Genomic DNA, 17,446 nt, shown 5'->3' on the forward strand with positions numbered 1-17,446 from the left:
CTGGCGTCACGCGTCCCTCCCAAGGGTCCCGGGGCGCCTGGGTCCCGCCGTCAGGCGCTCGCGGTGCCGAGTTCGCGAACCGCCTCCGCGAAAGCGTCACCGCGCTTGTTGTAGTTGGCGAACATGTCCATGGACGCACAGGCCGGCGCCAGCAGGACGGTGTCTCCTGGTCCGGAGAGCCGGGCGGCCTCCTGGACCGCCGCGAGCATCGCCCCAGTGTCGGTGCGGGCGAGGTCGACGACGGGTACTTCCGGGGCGTGTCGCGCGAGGGCTTCGCGGATCAGCGCGCGATCGGCACCGATCAGCACGACCCCCCGAAGCCGCTGGGCCGACTTGGCGACCAGTTCGTCGAAGGCCGCGCCCTTGGCGAGGCCGCCGGCGATCCACACGATCGACTCGTAGGCCGCCAAGGAGGCTTCCGCCGCGTGGGTGTTGGTCGCCTTGGAGTCGTCGACGTACGCGACCCCGTCCACATCGGCGACGTGCGCGATGCGGTGGGCGTCCGGGGTGAAGGCCCGCAGGCCGTCCCGTACGGCGCCGGCGGGGACGCCGAAGGCGCGTGCGAGGGCCGCCGCCGCAAGGGCGTTGGCGATGTTGTGCGGGGCCGACGGGCGCACGTCGGAGACCTCGGCGAGTTCCTGGGCGTTCTTCTGCCGGTTCTCGACGAAGGCGCGGTCGACCAGGATGCCGTCCACCACGCCGAGTTGGGACGGTCCGGGGGTGCCGAGGGTGAAGCCGACGGCCCGGCAGCCCTCCTCGACGTCCGCCTCGCGCACCAGGTCCTCGGTGGCCTTGTCGGCGACGTTGTAGACGCAGGCGACCCGATTGCCCTCGTAGGCACGGCCCTTGTCGGCGGCGTACGCCTCCATGGAGCCGTGCCAGTCGAGATGGTCGGGTGCCAGGTTCAGTACGACCGCGGAGTCGGCGCGCAGCGAAGGCGCCCAGTGCAGTTGGTAGCTGGACAGCTCCACCGCCAGGACGTCGTACGTCTCCTCGCCCAGCACCGCGTCCAGCAGCGAGACCCCGATGTTGCCGACGGCGGCCGTGCGCAGTCCCGCCGCCTTCAGGATCGAGGCGAGCATCTGCACGGTCGTGGTCTTGCCGTTGGTGCCCGTGACGGCGAGCCAGGGGGCGGCCTTCCTGCCGTCCAGCTCCCGCAGGCGCCAGGCCAGCTCGACGTCGCCCCAGACCGGGACGCCCGCCTCGGCGGCCGCGGCGAACAGCGGCTTGTCCGGCTTCCAGCCGGGCGCGGTGACGATGAGTTCGGTGCCCCCGGGCAGGGTGTCGCCGTCGCCGAGGCGCACGGTGACACCGAGCGCCTCCAGCTCCGCGGCCTGCGCGCGGGAGCGCTCGTCGTCGCCGTCGTTGACGACCGTGACGACCGCGCCGAGCCCGTGCAGGACCCGCGCCGCCGGGATGCCGGAGACCCCGAGCCCGGCGACGGTGACGCGCTTGCCCTGGAACTCCGGGGAGGTCACTTCTCGGCCGCCCATCCCGCGTAGAAGATGCCGAGACCGACGATCACGCAGATGCCCTGGATGATCCAGAACCGGACCACGACCAGGACTTCGGACCAGCCCTTGAGTTCGAAGTGGTGCTGGAGCGGTGCCATGCGGAAGACACGTTTGCCGGTGAGCCGGAATGAGCCGACCTGGATGACCACGGACATGGTGATCAGGACGAAGAGGCCGCCGAGCAGCGCGAGCAGCAGCTCGGTGCGGGAGCAGATCGCCAGACCGGCCAGCGCGCCGCCCAGGGCCAGCGAACCGGTGTCACCCATGAAGATCTTGGCGGGCGAGGTGTTCCACCACAGGAAGCCGAGGCAGGCGCCCATCAGCGCGGAGGCGACGATCGCGAGGTCCAGTGGATCTCGTACCTCGTAGCAGGCGGCCGGGTTGGTCAGGGTCTGCGTGTTGGCGCAGGACTCCTGGAACTGCCAGACACCGATGAACGTGTAGGCGCCGAAGACCAGCACGGAGGCGCCGGTGGCGAGGCCGTCCAGACCGTCCGTCAGGTTCACGCCGTTCGACATCGCCAGGATCATGAACAGCGCCCAGACCACGAACAGCACCGGGCCGATGGTCCAGCCGAAGTCCTGGACGAAGGAGAGCTTGGTGGAGGCCGGGGTGTTGCCGCGGTTGTCGGAGAACTGGAGCGCGAGCACCGCGAAGGAGATGCCGACGATCAGCTGTCCGGCCATCTTCGCCTTGGCCCGCAGACCGAGCGAACGCCGCTTGACGATCTTGATGTAGTCGTCCAGGAAGCCGACCAGGCCCATGCCCGCCATGAGGCCGAGCACCAGGAGACCCGAGAAGGTGGGCGGGTAACCCGTGATGATCTTGGACAGGAAGTACGCGGCGATCGTCGCCAGGATGAAGGCGATACCACCCATGGTCGGCGTACCGCGCTTGCTGTGGTGCTCCTTCGGCCCGTCGTCACGGATGTACTGCCCGTAGCCCTTGCGGGCCAGCAGCTTGATCAGCAGCGGCGTGCCGACCAGGGTGAGGAACAGACCAATGACTCCTGCGAACAGGATCTGCTTCATCATCGGGCAGCAACCTCACCCTCGGCACCGCCTGCGAGCAGCGCCTGCGCCACCCGTTCGAGACCGACCGACCGGGACGCCTTCACGAGCACGACGTCCCCCGGGCGCAACTCGCTGCGCAGCAGGTCGACAGCCGCCTGTGCGTCGGACACGTGCACCGACTCCTCACCCCACGAACCCTCGTTATATGCGCCCAGTTGGAGCCAGGACGCTTCCCTGCCCCCGACCGCGACGAGCTTGCTGACGTTGAGTCGGACGGCGAGCCGCCCGATCGCGTCGTGCTCGGCGAGAGCCTCGTCCCCGAGCTCGGCCATCTGACCGAGCACCGCCCACGTACGACGTCCCCGCCCCATCGCCACGAGCGCGCGCAGGGCGGCTCGCATGGACTCGGGATTCGCGTTGTAGGCGTCGTTGACGACCGTCACGCCGTCCGGGCGCTCGGTGACCTCCATCCGCCAGCGGGAGAGGGAGCCCGCCTCGGAGAGCGCGCGGGCGATCTCGTCTGCGGACATGCCCAGCTCATGGGCGACGGCGGCCGCGGCGAGCGCGTTCGACACGTGGTGCTCACCGTACAGGCGCATGGTCACATCACTGCACCCGGAGGGTGTGTGAAGCCTGAACGCCGGCTGTCCGAGGTCCGTGAGACGGACGTTCTCGGCGCGTACGTCCGCTTCGCCGGACTCTCCGAAAAGCACCACCCGCGCCTTCGTCCGGGACGCCATGGCGCGGACGAGGGGGTCGTCGGCGTTGAGGACCGCGGCGCCGTCCTCGGGGAGGCCCTCGACGAGCTCGCCCTTCGCCTGTGCAATCTGTTCGCGGCCGCCGAACTCGCCGATGTGGGCGGTGCCGACGTTGAGGACGAGACCGATTTTCGGCGGGGTGAGATCCGCGAGGTAACGGATGTGGCCGATGCCGCGGGCGCCCATCTCCAGCACGAGGTACTTCGTCTCCTCGGTGGCGGTCAGGGCGGTCAGCGGCAGTCCGATCTCGTTGTTGAGCGAACCGGGCGTGAAGACGGTCGGCGCCTTGCTCCGCAGGACCTGGGCGATCAGGTCCTTGGTGCTGGTCTTGCCCGCGGAGCCGGTGAGGGCCACGAGCGTCGTGCCGAGCCGTTCGACGACATGGCGGGCGAGGGCGCCGAGGGCCGTCTGCACGTCCTCGACGACGATCGCGGGCACGCCGACGGGCCGGGAGGCCAGTACGGCGACCGCGCCCGCGTCGACGACCGCGCGGGCGAAGTCGTGGCCGTCCACGCGCTCGCCGGCGAAGGCGACGAAGAGGCTGCCTGGCTCCACTTCACGGGAGTCTCTGACGACCGGTCCGGTGACCTGTAGCGCCGGATCCGGTATGTCGTGCGTCTGCCCGCCGACGACTGCTGCGATCTCGGCGAGAGAGAGGGCGATCACAAGTTCATCCCTGGGTCTTCTGGATAGCTTCGCGAAGCACCTGGCGGTCGTCGAAGGGACGCACCACCCCGGCGATGTCCTGGCCCTGCTCGTGGCCCTTGCCCGCGACCAGCACGGTGTCGCCGGGCCGGGCCCGGGCGACGGCTGCGGCGATGGCGGCGGCCCGGTCCTCGAAGACCTGGACCTCGCCGCGCTCGTGGGCCGGTACCTCGGCGGCGCCGGCGAGCATCGTGGCGAGGATCGCCAGGGGGTCCTCGGAGCGGGGGTTGTCCGATGTCAGTACGGCGGTGTCGGCGAGCCGCGCCACGGCGGCGCCCATCGGCATCCGCTTGGTCATGTCGCGGTCACCGCCGCAGCCGAGCACGACGTGCAGCCGGCCCTCGGTGACCTTGCGCAGCGCGCGCAGCACCGACTCGACGGCGTCCGTCTTGTGGGCGTAGTCGACCACCGCGAGGTAGGGCTGGCCCGCGTCCACGCGCTCCAGCCGGCCCGGGACGCCCGGGACGGCGGCGATGCCGTCGGCCGCGGTCTGCGGGTCGAGTCCGGCGGCGGCGAGGGCGACGATCGCGGCGAGGGTGTTCGCCACGTTGAAGGGGCCCGCGAGCGGCGACCTGGCGGTGATCCGCTCGCCCTTGGGTCCGACCGCGACGAAGACCGAGTCCATCGGACCGACCTCGACCTCCTCGGCCCGCCAGTCGGCGTCCGGGTGGCCCTCCGCGGAGAAGGTGACGACGGGGACAGTGGTCTCCTCGGCCAGTCGGCGCCCGTAGGCGTCGTCGAGGTTGATCACGCCGAGTTTGCTGCGTTCCGGAGTGAACAGCTGCGCCTTGGCCCGGAAGTAGTCCTCCATGTCGGAGTGGAACTCCATGTGTTCCGGGCTGAGGTTGTTGAAGACGGCGATGTCGAAGACGCAGCCGTCGACCCGGCCGAGCACCAGCGCGTGGCTGGAAACCTCCATCGCGACCGCGTCGACACCGCGTTCGCGCATGACCGCGAACAGCGCCTGGAGATCGGTTGCTTCGGGGGTGGTGCGCTCCGACTTGATGCGCTCGTCGCCGATGCGCATCTCCACCGTGCCGATCAGGCCGGTGTTGCGGACCGTCTTCAGACCGCCCTCGACGAGGTACGCCGTGGTGGTCTTGCCAGAGGTTCCGGTGATGCCGATCTGGAGCAGGTCGCGCCCGGGGTGGCCGTAGATCGTGGCCGCGAGCTCGCCCATGCGTCCGCGCGGGTCGTCGACCACGAGGACCGGCAGGCCGGTGGCCTCGGCCCGCTCGGCACCGGTCGGGTCGGTCAGCACGGCGACCGCGCCGAGACCGGCCGCCTGGGTCACGTAGTCGGCACCGTGCAGGCGGGCGCCGGGCAGCGCGGCGTAGAGGTCGCCGGGGCGCACGGCGCGGGAGTCGTGGGTGATGCCCGTGACCTCCGCGGTCGACGCCGGGGCGTGGGCACCCAGCTGATCGGCGAGCTCCGCGAGGGGTGTTGCGGAGTTCTGGACCGGTCGCGGCGGCCCCGGATATGTCACAGGAACGCCCTTCTGGGTGATTTGGGACTGATCAGCGTGTGGCACGGCGGTGAGCGTACCGGGCTCACCCCCGCCGGAGCGAAGCGAGGGGCGCGGGGAGCCCTGGTTGCGGGGATCCGGGGTGATCGTTGTCACGAGGTGGTTCCTGGTCCGTTGTACGTACGGGCTGATCAGGGCGTGCGGTCGGGGGCGGGCTCGGGGCGGATCACGGGGTGAAGGAGACGGGGAGGTTGGCGGCCCCGGCTCCGGTGGGCGGGATCTGGAGGGTCTTCAGCGCGAACTCCATGACCTGCTTGTAGATGGGGCCGCAGATCTGGCCGCCGAAGTAGCTGCCCGTGGTGGCGTTCTGGATCGCGCAGTAGACGGTGATCCTGGGCTTGTCCGCGGGGGCGAATCCGGCGAACGACGAGGTGTATCCGTGGTACTTGCCGGTGGCCGGATCCACGCGGTTGGCCGTACCCGTCTTGCCCGCGACCCGGTAGCCGGGGATGCGCGCCTTGGCGCCGGTGCCCTCCTCGTCGTCCACGACGGACTCCAGCATCTGGGCGAGGGTCTTCGCCGTCTTCGCGCTCACGACCCTGGTCTTCTTCGGCTGGACGACCGGGGCGAAGCGGCCGTCGGGCCCCTTCGTGCCGCGCACCAGCGTCGGTTCCACGCGCACACCGCCGTTGGCGATCGTCGAGTAGACGGACGCCGCCTGCATCGCGTTGATGGAGACACCCTGGCCGAAAGGAATCGTGTACTGCTGCGACGTCGACCACTTGTCCGCGGGCGCGAGGATGCCCCTCGTCTCGCCGGGGAAGTCGAGCCCGGTGTAACCGCCGATGCCGAACTTGCGCAGATACGAGTAGAGGACCTTGTTGGCCTCCTTCTGCGTCTTGCCGAGCTGGCCGGCGGCCAGGATGGTGCCGATGTTGCTGGACTTGGCGAGCACGCCGTTGAGCGTCAGGTTCCAGGTCGCGTGGTCGATGTCGTCCTGGAAGAGCCGGTCGCCGCGGTGCAGCCGGTTCGGCACGACCACGTGCGTCCCGGGTGTGGCGACGTTCTCCTCCAGCACGGCGGCCATCGACATGACCTTGGCGGTGGAGCCGGGCTCGTACGCGTCCTGGAGGGCCGCGTTGCCCAGGGCCGCCGCACTGGCCTGGGAGAGGTCGTTCGGGTCGAAGCCGGGCGAGTCGGCCATCGCCAGCACCTCGCCGGTGCGGGTGTCCTGCACGATCACATACCCGCGGTCCGCCTTGGACTTCTTCACCTGCTCGGCGATGGCGTTCTGCGCGGCCCACTGGATGTCACGGTCGATGGTCAGTTCGACATCGGAGCCGGCCACGGCGGGCGTCTCGGTGGAGCCCACGGTCGGCACCTGACGGCCGCCGGACTGCGCGTAGCGGAGCTTGCCGTCCTTGCCGGAGAGCTCCTTGTTCAGCTGCTGCTCGACACCGCCGCCGCCCTTGCCGTCGGCGTTGACCCAGCCCAGTATCCCGGCGGCGAGATCGCCGTTCGGGTACACGCGCTTGCTCGCCGGGACCGCGAGGACGCCGGCGAGGAAGTTGACCGCGCTCTTGTCGGTCTCCGCCTTGGCCGCGAGCGTGGTCTTCAGGTCCTTGATCTGCTTCCAGACCTGCGGGGTCCGGCGGTGGGCGAGCAGCGTGTAGCGGGTGTTCTTCGTCCGCAGCTTCCTCGCGACGGTGTCCGTGCTCTGGTCGAGGATCGGCCCGAGCAGCGCCGCGGCCTGCTCGGGCGCGTCCGACACCTTCGTCGCCGCCCGGGTGAACATCGTGGGGTCGGCCGTGATGTCGTACGCGTCCACGCTCGTGGCCAGCTCGACGCCGTTGCGGTCCGTGATCCCACCGCGGGTGGCGGCCAGCGTGCGGCCGACGTAGCGGTTCTGTTCGGCCTTCGCGGCGTACGCGCTCGCGTCCACGGCCTGCACCTGGAGCAGCCGGACGACGAAGGCGGCCATCACCAGCGTCAGGGCGAGGCTGACCATGCGGAGCCGGGGCCGGGGACTGCCGAGCCGCAGGGGGGGCGAGCCGCCGGGCCTGGGTGCGCCGGGGCGGCGTGCGGGGCGGGCGCCGGGGCCCGGACGGCGCTGGCCGCCGGGGCGTGCGGGCCGGGCGGGGCCGGGCACACGGCGGCGCGGCGGTTCCCTGTCGGACACTTCCGTCACCTGCCGGGGGTCGAGGAGCGCTGCGTGGACGGGGTGAGCGTGGGGGTGGTGGGGGTGGGGGTGGGAACGGAAGCGAGGGACCGTGCGCGGGAGGTGACGGGGGTGCTGGGGGTACCGGCGGCCCGGGGGGTGGCGGCCGGGGTGGTGACGGCCGGGGTGCCGGTGGCCGGGGTGACGGGCGTGGCGGCGGGGGTGGCCGAGGTGCCGGTGGCCGGGGTGCCGGTGCGCGGGGTCCGGCTCGCGGTAGCCGAGGAGGCGAGGACCTCGGGCGGGCGCGTCGCCGGGTTCTGCAGGGAGGAATCCCGGGCGGCCGCTTCGGGGACGCCCTTGACGGTGCCGTCCGGGTTGAGGAAGGCGGGGTCGCCGCCCGGGATCATGCCCAGCTCACGGGCGCGGCGCTGGAGGGCGTCGGGCGCCGAGTAGGCGTCCACGTCCCGCTGCAGCGCCTGCTCCTCGTCGGTGAGGGTCTTGGTGCCCTTCTGGAGGTCGTCGAGGTGGAAGGAACCCTCGCTCAGCGCGGAGTTCAGCACGAGCAGGCCGATCAGCCCACCGCCGAGCAGGAGCACGACGAGCAGGACGAAGGGGGTGCGGGCGGCGTGGGCCGCGCCGGCCGGGAGAAGCCGGGCGAGCCGGGCGGCTCGGCCCTTGAGTTCGGGTTTCCGGCTCACAGGCCCTCCCGGCGGGTTCGCTTTCCCGACCCGCGGTCGCGTCGCGGGGGTGCGTCGCCGGCCCTCGGCCGCGCCGTGCGTTCAGGTTTCCCACTCACTCGCTCTCCCCCTCCCGGCGCCTCACTCGGCGTCCTCACGGATGCGCTGTGCCCCGCGCAGCCGCGCGGGAGCCGCTCGCCGGTTCTCGGCGACCTCTTCCTCGGTGGGAAGTTCGGCACCACGGGTGAGCAGCTTGAGCCGGGGCTGGTAGCGCTCGGGCACCACGGGCAGGCCGGGCGGCGCGGTGGTGGCCGCGCCGGCCGCGAAGACCTGCTTGACCAGCCGGTCCTCCAGCGAGTGGTACGACAGCACGGCGATCCGGCCGCCGAGAGCCAGCGCCTTCACGGCGGCGGGGATCGCCCTCTCCAGGACGCTCAGTTCGCCGTTGACCTCGATGCGCAGCGCCTGGAAGGTCCGCTTGGCCGGGTTGCCGCCGGTGCGCTTGGCGGCCTGCGGCAGGGAGTCGCGGATCAGCTCGACGAGCCGCGCGCTGTTGCCGAACGGCTCCTTCTCGCGTTCGCGCACCACGGCGGAGACGATCCGCTTGGCCTGCTTCTCCTCGCCGTAGGCGCGCAGGATCCGTACCAGTTCGCCCGGCGCGTAGGTGTTGAGCACCTCGGCCGCGCTGATCCCGGTCGTCTGGTCCATGCGCATGTCGAGCGGGGCGTCCTGGGCGTACGCGAACCCGCGGTCGGCCTCGTCGAGTTGCATGGAGGAGACGCCGAGGTCGAACAGGACGCCCTGGACACGCGGGACGTCCAGGCGGGCGAGCACGTCCGGCAGTTCGTCGTAGACGGCGTGCACGAGGGTGGCGCGTTCACCGAAGGGCGCGAGCCGTTCCGCGGAGAGGCGCAGCGCTTCCTTGTCACGGTCCAGGGCCACCAGACGGGCCTCGGGGAAGCGGGTGAGCAGCGCCTCGCTGTGGCCGCCGAGTCCGAGCGTGCAGTCGACGACGACGGCTCCCGGCTCGGCGAGGGCCGGGGCCAGCATGTCCAGGCACCGCTGGAGCATCACCGGGACGTGTCGACTCTGGCTCAAGGGGCCCTCTCAGATCCGGCACGGTCGCACGCACCGCCGGGTCCCCGCCCGCTCGGGAAGGGGAGGCCCGCTGCCGCCGGGTGAGCGGCGTCAGCCGACCGGGAGCGGGAGGAGGCCGAGCCGTACGTACGCGCCGCGCACGCGGGGAAGACGCCGGAAAATCGCCGGGTCTCCGGGGGAAAACAGTCCAGCAGGGAGTCTCGACTCCCGCTTCGCGTCACTTTAGTCCACGCCGTCTCGCGGTCAATCAACCGGCCTGCGCGTCGCGGACCGCTCCTCGATCAAGCCCCGGGCGACGCCATGAATCGGCAAAGATCACCCGTACAGACGGTACCGGGAGCCCATGTGGGTTACCTCACAACAAGAGACGATGACGTTCTTTGTCCACCCTCACAGCAGGACTACTTCATACGTGACCAGTAACGTCATAGCTATGACGACTTCTGCATCCGTACCCACAGAGCCCGAAGACGCCATATCGGCCCGCGGCGCCTCTCCCGACGGCACCGTGACCGATCGTCTCGTCGACGCGAACCGGCTGTACGCCGCCGCGTTCGCCGACCCGGGGATGGACGCCCGGCCCGTGCTGCACGTGGCCGTGGTGGCCTGCATGGATGCCCGGCTCGACCTGCACGCGGCACTCGGCCTGGAGCTCGGCGACTGCCACACCATCCGCAACGCGGGCGGTGTGGTCACCGACGACGTGATCCGCTCCCTCACGATCAGCCAGCGGGCGCTCGGCACCCGTAGCGTCGTGCTCATCCACCACACCGGCTGCGGCCTGGAGTCCCTCACCGAGGAGTTCCGGCACGACCTGGAGATGGAGGTCGGCCAGCGTCCCGCCTGGGCGGTCGAGGCCTTCCGGGACGTCGAACAGGACGTACGACAGTCGATGCAACGGGTGCGCACCTCTCCGTTCCTGCTCCACACGGATGACGTGCGCGGCTTCGTCTTCGACGTGACGACGGGTCTGCTGCGCGAGATCGATCCCGCCTGAACACTCCCACCGGCCCCCTCGTACAACCGCAGGGGGCCTTCGTGGGACCCTCGCTTCACGAAACAACCCCGACCTTCCGGCGCCCAAAAGCCCGTAAGACCCGACATATCGCAGCCAGTTATCCACAGGCGAGTGACACGAACCGGTAACGGCAACAAGAATGCGGGTGTGGCGTCACGCGGAACTTCGCGCGTGGTGTCCGTTTTTCGGGGTGGGCCGGTCCGCACAGGGCGTCGGCCCGAGAAAGGGCCGAGGAGGGCCGGGTGACGACCTATGACGATCGAGCGAGCCTCACGGATCTGACCGCCACTGTGGAGCGAGTCCGCAGTTCGGTGGAAGGAGTGATCGAGGGCAAGCCAGAGGTCGTACGGCTTTCGCTGACCGTGCTGCTCGCCGAGGGGCATCTTCTGATCGAGGATGTCCCGGGCGTCGGCAAGACCATGCTCGCCAAGGCGCTGGCCCGGTCCATCGACTGCTCGGTGCGGCGTATCCAGTTCACGCCCGACCTGCTGCCCTCGGACATCACCGGTGTGTCCATCTGGGACCAGCAGCGCCGGGACTTCGAGTTCAAGCCGGGCGCGATCTTCGCGCAGATCGTGATCGGCGACGAGATCAACCGCGCCTCGCCCAAGACGCAGTCCGCGCTCCTGGAGTCCATGGAGGAGCGCCAGGTCACCATCGACGGGACGACCTACGAACTGCCCAGCCCCTTCATGGTGGTCGCCACGCAGAACCCCGTCGAGATGGAGGGCACCTACCCGCTGCCGGAGGCCCAGCGCGACCGTTTCATGGCCCGTGTCTCCATCGGCTACCCCAGCGCGGAGGCCGAACTGCAGATGCTGGACATCCACGGCGGCGTGAACCCGCTGGACGACCTCCAGCCCGTGGCGCACGCGCACGAGATCGTGAAGCTGATCGACGCCGTCCGCACGGTCCACGTCGCGGACAGCGTCCGGCGGTACGCGGTCGACCTGGTCGCCGCCACGCGCGCCCACCCCGATCTGAGACTCGGCGCCTCACCGCGTGCCACGCTGCACCTGCTGCGCGCGGCGAAGGCGTCCGCCGCCCTGAGCGGCCGGGAGTACGCGCTGCCGGACGACATCCAGGCACTCGCCGTGGCGGTCCTGGCACACCGTCTGCTCCCCACCGCCCAGGCGCAGCTGAACCGTCGTACGGCCGAGCAGGTCGTCCAGGAGATCCTTCAGCACACCCCCGTTCCGGCAGCACCCCAGCAGCAGGCCGGCTCGGGCTTCACCATGGGCCGCGGCGCGCCCGCGTTCGGCCAGCAGCCGCCCCGGAGGCTGTGATGTCCGGGGGGCCGGGCGACGCCGAGGACGAGAAGGGCGGACTGCGCACCGCGCTCGCCGGTCTCACCACACGCGGACGCTCCTTCCTCGCCGCCGGAATCGCCGCCGTGATCTGCGCCTACGTCCTGGGGCAGAGCGATCTGCTCCGGGTCGGCCTGCTGCTCGCCGCGCTTCCCCTGGTCTGCGCGAGCGTGCTGTACCGCACCCGGTACCGCGTCGCGGGTAGCCGCAGGCTCTCCCCCGGGCGCGTACCCGCCGGCTCCGAGGCCCGGGTCCATCTGCGGATGGACAACGTCTCCCGGCTGCCCACCGGACTGCTGATGCTCCAGGACCGGGTGCCGTACGTCCTCGGGCCGCGGCCCCGATTCGTCCTGGACCGGGTGGAGGCGGGCGGTCGCCGCGAGGTGTCCTACCGGGTGCGCTCCGACCTGCGTGGCCGCTATCCGCTGGGACCGCTGCAACTGCGGCTCACGGACCCCTTCGGCATGTGCGAGCTGACGCGCTCCTTCTCCACGTACGACACCCTGACCGTCATCCCGCGCGTGGAGCCGCTGCCGCCGGTGCGGCTGACCGGCGAGGCCAAGGGGTACGGCGAGGGACGGCAGCGCTCGCTGGCCCTGGCCGGCGAGGACGACATCATCCCGCGCGGCTACCGCTACGGCGACGACCTGCGCCGGGTGCACTGGCGCCTGACTGCGCGCTACGGCGAACTGATGGTCCGTCGCGAGGAACAGCCACAGCGCTCCCGCTGCACGGTGCTGCTCGACACCCGGGGCATCGCCTACCAGGGTGCGGGCCCCGACTCGGCCTTCGAGTGGGCGGTTTCGGGCACGGCGTCGTCACTGGTGCACATGCTGGAGCGGGGCTTCTCGGTCAGGCTGCTGACGGACGACGGCAGTTCGGTCCCCGGTGAGGGCTCGGACGGGTTCGCGGGCGCGAGCCAGCAGTCGGCGGACGCCGCCGGGCTGATGATGGACACACTCGCCGTCATCGACCACTCGGACGGCACCGGTCTGTCCCGCGCCTACGACGTGCTGCGCAGCGGGAACGAAGGGCTGCTGATCGCCTTCCTCGGCGACCTTGACGAGGAGCAGGCGACGGTGCTCGCCAAGATGCGCCAGCGCAGCGGTGGAGCCGTCGCCTTCCTGCTGGACAGCGACGCCTGGGTCCGGGAACCCACCGACGTCCCCGGCCCGTTGGGCAGAAGCGAGGATCGACTGCGCATGCTGCGCGAGGCGGGCTGGACCGCCGTGACGGTGCCGCGCGGCGCGGACCTCGCGGGCCTGTGGCGGCTGGCGGACCGACAGCGCACGGACGCCGCGTCAACGGGGAGTACGGCAGGGGGTGGAGTCCGATGAGCGGGCGGGCGCGACTGACACTGTGCTCGGCGGCGGCCACGCTGATGGCGGCGTGCGCCCTGCTGCCGCTGGTCGATCCGGTGACCTGGCTGTTCCAGGCGGCGTTCCTGCTGGCGCTGCAGACCGGGGTGGGCGCGCTGACCCGGCGTGCGCCGCTGGCCCGGCCGCTGACCGTGGCGGCGCAGGCGCTGGTGACGCTGATGCTGCTGACCCTGGTCTTCGCCCGGCAGCAGGCACTCCTCGGGTTCGTTCCCGGACCGGAGGCGTTCCAGCACCTCGGCGACCTGCTCCAGACCGGCACGGACGACGTCGGGCGGTACGCGATACCCGCACCGCTGTCCGACGGCATCCGGCTGATGCTGGTCGGCGGTGTCCTGGTGATCGGGCTCGCGGTGGACGCGCTCGCGGTGACGTTCCGCAGCGCGGCCCCCGCCGGGCTCCCGCTGCTCGCGCTGTACTCGGTCGCCGCGGGGCTGTCGGGCGGCGGGGCCACCTGGCTGTGGTTCCTGCTCGCGGCCGGGGGCTATCTGATGCTGCTTCTGGCGGAGGGCCGTGACCGGCTCTCGCAGTGGGGCCGCGTCTTCGGCGGCGCGCCCCGCTCCCAGGGACCGGACGTCTCGTCGGGCGCGACCGCACCGGTCCGCACGGGGCGGCGCATCGGCGCGGTCGCGCTGGGTGTCGCCCTGGTGGTGCCGCTCGGCCTGCCCGCGCTCGACGGTGGTCTGCTGGACGCCGCCGGTGCGGGCGTCGGTCCGGGCTCCGGCGGCGGAGGCACGATCTCCGCGGTGAACCCGCTGGTCTCCCTCCGCGACAGCCTGAACGTGGACGAGGACCGCCAGGTCATGTCCTACCGCACCAACACCGAAGACACCCAGGACATGTATCTGCGGATCGTGTCCCTGGACGACTTCGACGGCACGGCGTGGAAGCCGGCCCAGCGGCACATCCAGGACGTGCCCGACACGTTCCCGACACCGATCGGCCTCGGGGCGGACGTCCGCCGCAGCGAGATCCGCACCCGCATCGCGGCGGCCGACTGGTACGCGCAGGACTGGCTTCCGATGCCGTACCCCGCGAGCCGGGTGAGCATCAAGGGCAGTTGGCGCTACGAACCGGTGGGCCGCACGCTCGTCGGCGACCACGGCCAGAACACGCGCGGTGTTCAGTACGACGTCACCAGCCTGGTCGTCCAGCCGACCGCGGCACAGCTCGCGGACGCGCCGGAGCCGCCGAAGGCCCTGAAGCGCGAGTTCACCAAGGTGCCCGAGTCGCTGCCCGCGGTGGTGGCCCGGACCGCGCGCGACGTCACCGCGGGCTCGGCGAACCACTACGAGCAGGCGGTCAAGCTCCAGGACTACTTCGCGGTGAACGGCGGATTCACCTACGACACCCAGGTACAGGTCGGCAGTGGTTCGGCCGCGATCGCGCGCTTCCTGAGGGACAAGCAGGGTTTCTGCGTCCACTTCTCCTTCGCGATGGCCTCGATGGCCCGCACGCTGGGGATACCGGCCAGGGTCGCGGTGGGTTTCACGCCCGGCAGCCCGCAGGCCGACGGTTCGATGTCGGTGGGGCTGCGGGACGCGCACGCCTGGCCCGAGCTGTACTTCGAGGGGGTGGGCTGGACCCGCTTCGAGCCGACCCCGAACCGGGGTTCGGTGCCGGACTACACCCAGACGGCCACCCCTGGCCTGGACAATCCGGCGCTGCCGAAGCCGACGACCTCGACGTCCGCGGCGCCGTCCACCGCGCCGTCGGCCGGCAACAACTGCTCGGCCCGGCAGGAGAGGCGGGAGGCGTGCGCGAGCCAGTCCGCGCCGGCCGCGGTGGGCTCCACGGACGACGGCACACCGTGGTTGCAGATCCTGGGGCTGACCCTGTTGGGGCTCCTGGTGCTGGCGTTGCCGTTGCTGCCGATGCTGTGGCGGCTGCGGGTCCGGTCCCTGCGGCTCGGTGCGCACGGCCGTGGTGAGGAGGACGCGGCGGCGTACGCGCTGGCGGCCTGGCTGGAGGTGACCGATACGGCGTGGGACTACGGCATCGTGCCGGACGAGTCCCGGACGCCGCGCAACGCGGCGGCGAGGATCGTGAGGCTCGGGCATCTCGACGGTGAGGCCGCGGAGGCGGTGCACCGGGTGGCGGCGGCGGTGGAGCAGGTTCTCTACGCTCCGCGTCCCATGCTGACGGCGGGGCTCGCCGAGGACGCCCGCCGGGTCGCGGATGCCCTGCGCACTCCGGCGAGCCGGATCGCCCGGTTGCGCGCGCTTGTCGCACCACGCTCAGCCATCAGGGTGGCCTGGGCCGCGTCGGCCCGCCGGGCGACCGTGACGGCTCGGATGGCGGCCCGCAAGGAGACTCTGCTGCGACGCCCCTCGGGGCAGAACGGCTGACGTCGGTCACCACGCCGGACACCACGTGTGGCCCGCACCTCCCGGCCGGGGGGGGCGGGCCACACGGGTTTCGCGAGCCGGGCCCACGACGAGGCGCGCAGCACCCACAGCACGCCAGGGCGACCCGCGCGACCGGTCGGGCCGCGCCACCGGTCGGGCCGCGCCACCGGTCGGACCATCCTCCGGTCGGTTCCGGCCGCGGTCCAACCGTGCCCCGGTCGGTTCCGGCCCCGGTCCAACCGTGCCCCGGTCGGTTCCGGCCCTGCCCGAACTGGGCCCGATCGGACTGGGCCCGGTCGGGCTGCGTGGGTGGGCTCGGCCGAAGGCGGGTGCTGGTGGCAACGCGTGAGGGGGTGTCCACCCGGTCCGGGTGGACACCCCCTCACGATGTCCTGTGGCTGCGGCCGGCCCGTCGCTGCCACGGCGGCCGCCGCTGCTCCTGCTACTGGCCCTGCTCGTCGCGGCGCCGCTGCCAGCGTTGTTCGATGCGGTCCATCATGGAGCGGCGCTGTCTGGCCTGGCGACGCGCGGCGGGTGCGCCGGGCGTCGCCGGTTGTTCTCCCGGCTTGGGAGCCTTGCGCCAACCGGTGACGGCAAGCACCGCACAGCCCAGCATGACAAGAAAACCCACCACGCTCAGCCAGATCTGTACTGCGACCATTCCGGCCATGAGGAGCGCGATACCCACCAGAAAGCCCGCGACCGCCTGGTAGACCCGTCGCCGGGTGTACGTACGCAGCCCGCTTCCCTCAAGCGCTGTCGCGAACTTGGGATCTTCGGCGTACAGCGCTCGCTCCATCTGCTCGAGCATTCGCTGCTCGTGCTCCGAGAGCGGCACGGCGTCCTCCTCATCGTGCAGTCGCCGGGGCGACCGGGGGTCCCCTTCAGGATAGGCAGGGAATCGCCCCCGTGAAACCCGCCCCTCTGCGCCAATTCGCCAACCGGAACCCGCCATGGCACCCCGATCCACTGAGGCGTGCATTCCCCAGCGACCGGCCCGTCATGCCGGACGGTCTCCCTCGATCATACGGCGCCGAGGGCTCGATCGGGTGGCCTGTGGCGTACTCCATCTGCCGCCCAGCCCCTGATCAGGGGCGCACCACGGCGGACGACTCAGCCCCCGTCCGCCCCCTGCGTCTCACCGAGCACATGAAGCTGCGTGGCCACGGAGTGGAACGAGGCGAGTTCCGCGGCCGCCGCCTCCAGCTTCAGGAGGGCTTCGAGGGCTCCCGGTTCGGTGTCCACGAGGACTCCGGGGACCAGGTCCGCGAAGACCCGTACGCCGTGCACCGCGCCGACGCGCAGGCCGGCGCCCTCGACGAGCGCGGTGAGCTGCTCGGCGGTGAAGCGGTGGGGTACCGGGTCGCCCTCGCCCCAGCGTCCGTCCGGGTCGGCGAGGGCGTGCCTGGCCTCCTTGAAGTGTCCGGCGAGGGCGCGGGCGATCACCGCACCGCCCAGGCCGGCGGCGAGCAGGCTGAGGACACCCTCGGGGCGCAGCGCGTCCACCACGTTGCGCACGCCCTCGGCCGGGTTGTCCACGTACTCGAGGACCCCGTGGCACAGCACCGCGTCGTAGCCGCCTCGCTCGACGACGTCGAAGAGACCGTGGGCGTCGCCCTGAACGCCCTTGACGCGGTCGGCGACGCCCGCCTCGGCGGCGCGGCGCTCCAGCGCGAACAGCGCGTTCGGACTCGGGTCGACGACGGTGACACGGTGGCCGAGACGGGCCACGGGCACCGCGAAGTTGCCGCTGCCGCCCCCGGTGTCGAGAACGTCCAGGGACTCCCGCCCGGTCGCCTTGACCCGGCGGTCGAGGGCGTCCTTGAGGACCTCCCAGACCACGGCGGTACGGAGAGAAGCGCGGGGGCGCATCGGGTCCGACACGGAAGTTGACTCCTCGGCGCGGCACCGCCTCGGGGATGGCGGAGCGATCGGGGGGCCTCCCCGGCGGGAGGCATCAGGCGCCTCCACCCTATTGCCTCCGCCGCCGTACCCGATCCTCCGTCTCA

General features: G+C 71.6%; 13 protein-coding genes. 4 read left to right on the top strand and 9 right to left on the bottom strand.

The window, feature by feature from the left end; all coding sequences use genetic code 11:
- Nucleotides 1-50: 50 nt before the first annotated feature.
- The 7 genes from murD to rsmH form a co-directional block, all read right to left on the bottom strand.
- A complete protein-coding gene (gene murD, locus HEP85_RS11495) occupies nucleotides 51-1,493 on the bottom strand; it encodes a UDP-N-acetylmuramoyl-L-alanine--D-glutamate ligase (protein ID WP_168527700.1) in 1,443 nt (480 codons plus the stop codon).
- Nucleotides 1,475-2,548 (bottom strand): phospho-N-acetylmuramoyl-pentapeptide-transferase, encoded by a 1,074-nt coding sequence (gene mraY, locus HEP85_RS11500; RefSeq protein WP_153291070.1) that lies wholly within the window; start codon nucleotides 2,546-2,548, stop codon nucleotides 1,475-1,477. The genes murD and mraY overlap by 19 nt, the downstream gene beginning before the upstream one ends.
- The gene (gene murF / locus HEP85_RS11505) at nucleotides 2,545-3,951 is read right to left on the bottom strand and encodes a UDP-N-acetylmuramoyl-tripeptide--D-alanyl-D-alanine ligase (RefSeq protein WP_168527701.1); all 1,407 of its coding nucleotides are present in this window, start codon (nucleotides 3,949-3,951) and stop codon (nucleotides 2,545-2,547) included. The genes mraY and murF overlap by 4 nt, the downstream gene beginning before the upstream one ends.
- A 4-nt stretch (nucleotides 3,952-3,955) precedes the next feature.
- Nucleotides 3,956-5,476, bottom strand: coding sequence for a UDP-N-acetylmuramoyl-L-alanyl-D-glutamate--2,6-diaminopimelate ligase (locus tag HEP85_RS11510; protein WP_168527702.1), 1,521 nt, complete (start codon nucleotides 5,474-5,476; stop codon nucleotides 3,956-3,958).
- A gap of 205 nt (nucleotides 5,477-5,681) precedes the next feature.
- On the bottom strand, nucleotides 5,682-7,634 hold the full coding sequence (locus tag HEP85_RS11515) for a penicillin-binding protein 2 (RefSeq protein ID WP_282189842.1): 1,953 nt from the start codon (nucleotides 7,632-7,634) through the stop codon (nucleotides 5,682-5,684).
- Nucleotides 7,635-7,639: 5 nt separating this feature from the next.
- The gene (locus HEP85_RS11520) at nucleotides 7,640-8,311 is read right to left on the bottom strand and encodes a septum formation initiator family protein (protein WP_369657686.1); all 672 of its coding nucleotides are present in this window, start codon (nucleotides 8,309-8,311) and stop codon (nucleotides 7,640-7,642) included.
- 120 nt (nucleotides 8,312-8,431) lie between these two features.
- Nucleotides 8,432-9,388 carry a 16S rRNA (cytosine(1402)-N(4))-methyltransferase RsmH gene (gene rsmH, locus HEP85_RS11525; protein WP_168527704.1) on the bottom strand — a complete coding sequence of 319 codons (957 nt, stop codon included), beginning with the start codon at nucleotides 9,386-9,388 and terminating at the stop codon, nucleotides 8,432-8,434.
- 433 nt (nucleotides 9,389-9,821) lie between these two features.
- Between rsmH and HEP85_RS11530 the strand changes: the two genes are divergently transcribed.
- The 4 genes from HEP85_RS11530 (at nucleotide 9,822) to HEP85_RS11545 (ending at nucleotide 15,437) form a co-directional block, all read left to right on the top strand.
- The gene (locus tag HEP85_RS11530; protein WP_168527705.1) at nucleotides 9,822-10,385 is read left to right on the top strand and encodes a carbonic anhydrase; all 564 of its coding nucleotides are present in this window, start codon (nucleotides 9,822-9,824) and stop codon (nucleotides 10,383-10,385) included.
- A 263-nt stretch (nucleotides 10,386-10,648) separates the two neighbouring features.
- Nucleotides 10,649-11,692, top strand: a complete 1,044-nt coding sequence (locus tag HEP85_RS11535; RefSeq protein ID WP_168527706.1) for a MoxR family ATPase — start codon at nucleotides 10,649-10,651, stop codon at nucleotides 11,690-11,692.
- Nucleotides 11,692-13,050, top strand: a complete 1,359-nt coding sequence (locus tag HEP85_RS11540) for a DUF58 domain-containing protein (protein ID WP_329526156.1) — start codon at nucleotides 11,692-11,694, stop codon at nucleotides 13,048-13,050. The genes HEP85_RS11535 and HEP85_RS11540 overlap by 1 nt, the downstream gene beginning before the upstream one ends.
- Nucleotides 13,047-15,437 carry a DUF3488 and transglutaminase-like domain-containing protein gene (locus tag HEP85_RS11545; RefSeq protein ID WP_168527707.1) on the top strand — a complete coding sequence of 797 codons (2,391 nt, stop codon included), beginning with the start codon at nucleotides 13,047-13,049 and terminating at the stop codon, nucleotides 15,435-15,437. The genes HEP85_RS11540 and HEP85_RS11545 overlap by 4 nt, the downstream gene beginning before the upstream one ends.
- A 442-nt stretch (nucleotides 15,438-15,879) precedes the next feature.
- On the opposite strand, the gene HEP85_RS11550 is transcribed toward HEP85_RS11545, so the two are convergent.
- Nucleotides 15,880-16,275, bottom strand: a complete 396-nt coding sequence (locus HEP85_RS11550) for a DUF3040 domain-containing protein (protein WP_153291062.1) — start codon at nucleotides 16,273-16,275, stop codon at nucleotides 15,880-15,882.
- A 275-nt stretch (nucleotides 16,276-16,550) separates the two neighbouring features.
- Nucleotides 16,551-17,321 (bottom strand): methyltransferase, encoded by a 771-nt coding sequence (locus tag HEP85_RS11555; RefSeq protein WP_168527708.1) that lies wholly within the window; start codon nucleotides 17,319-17,321, stop codon nucleotides 16,551-16,553.
- Nucleotides 17,322-17,446 lie beyond the last annotated feature (125 nt).

Origin of the sequence: Streptomyces sp. RPA4-2, assembly GCF_012273515.2 — a bacterium.
GTDB lineage: Bacteria > Actinomycetota > Actinomycetes > Streptomycetales > Streptomycetaceae > Streptomyces > Streptomyces kaempferi.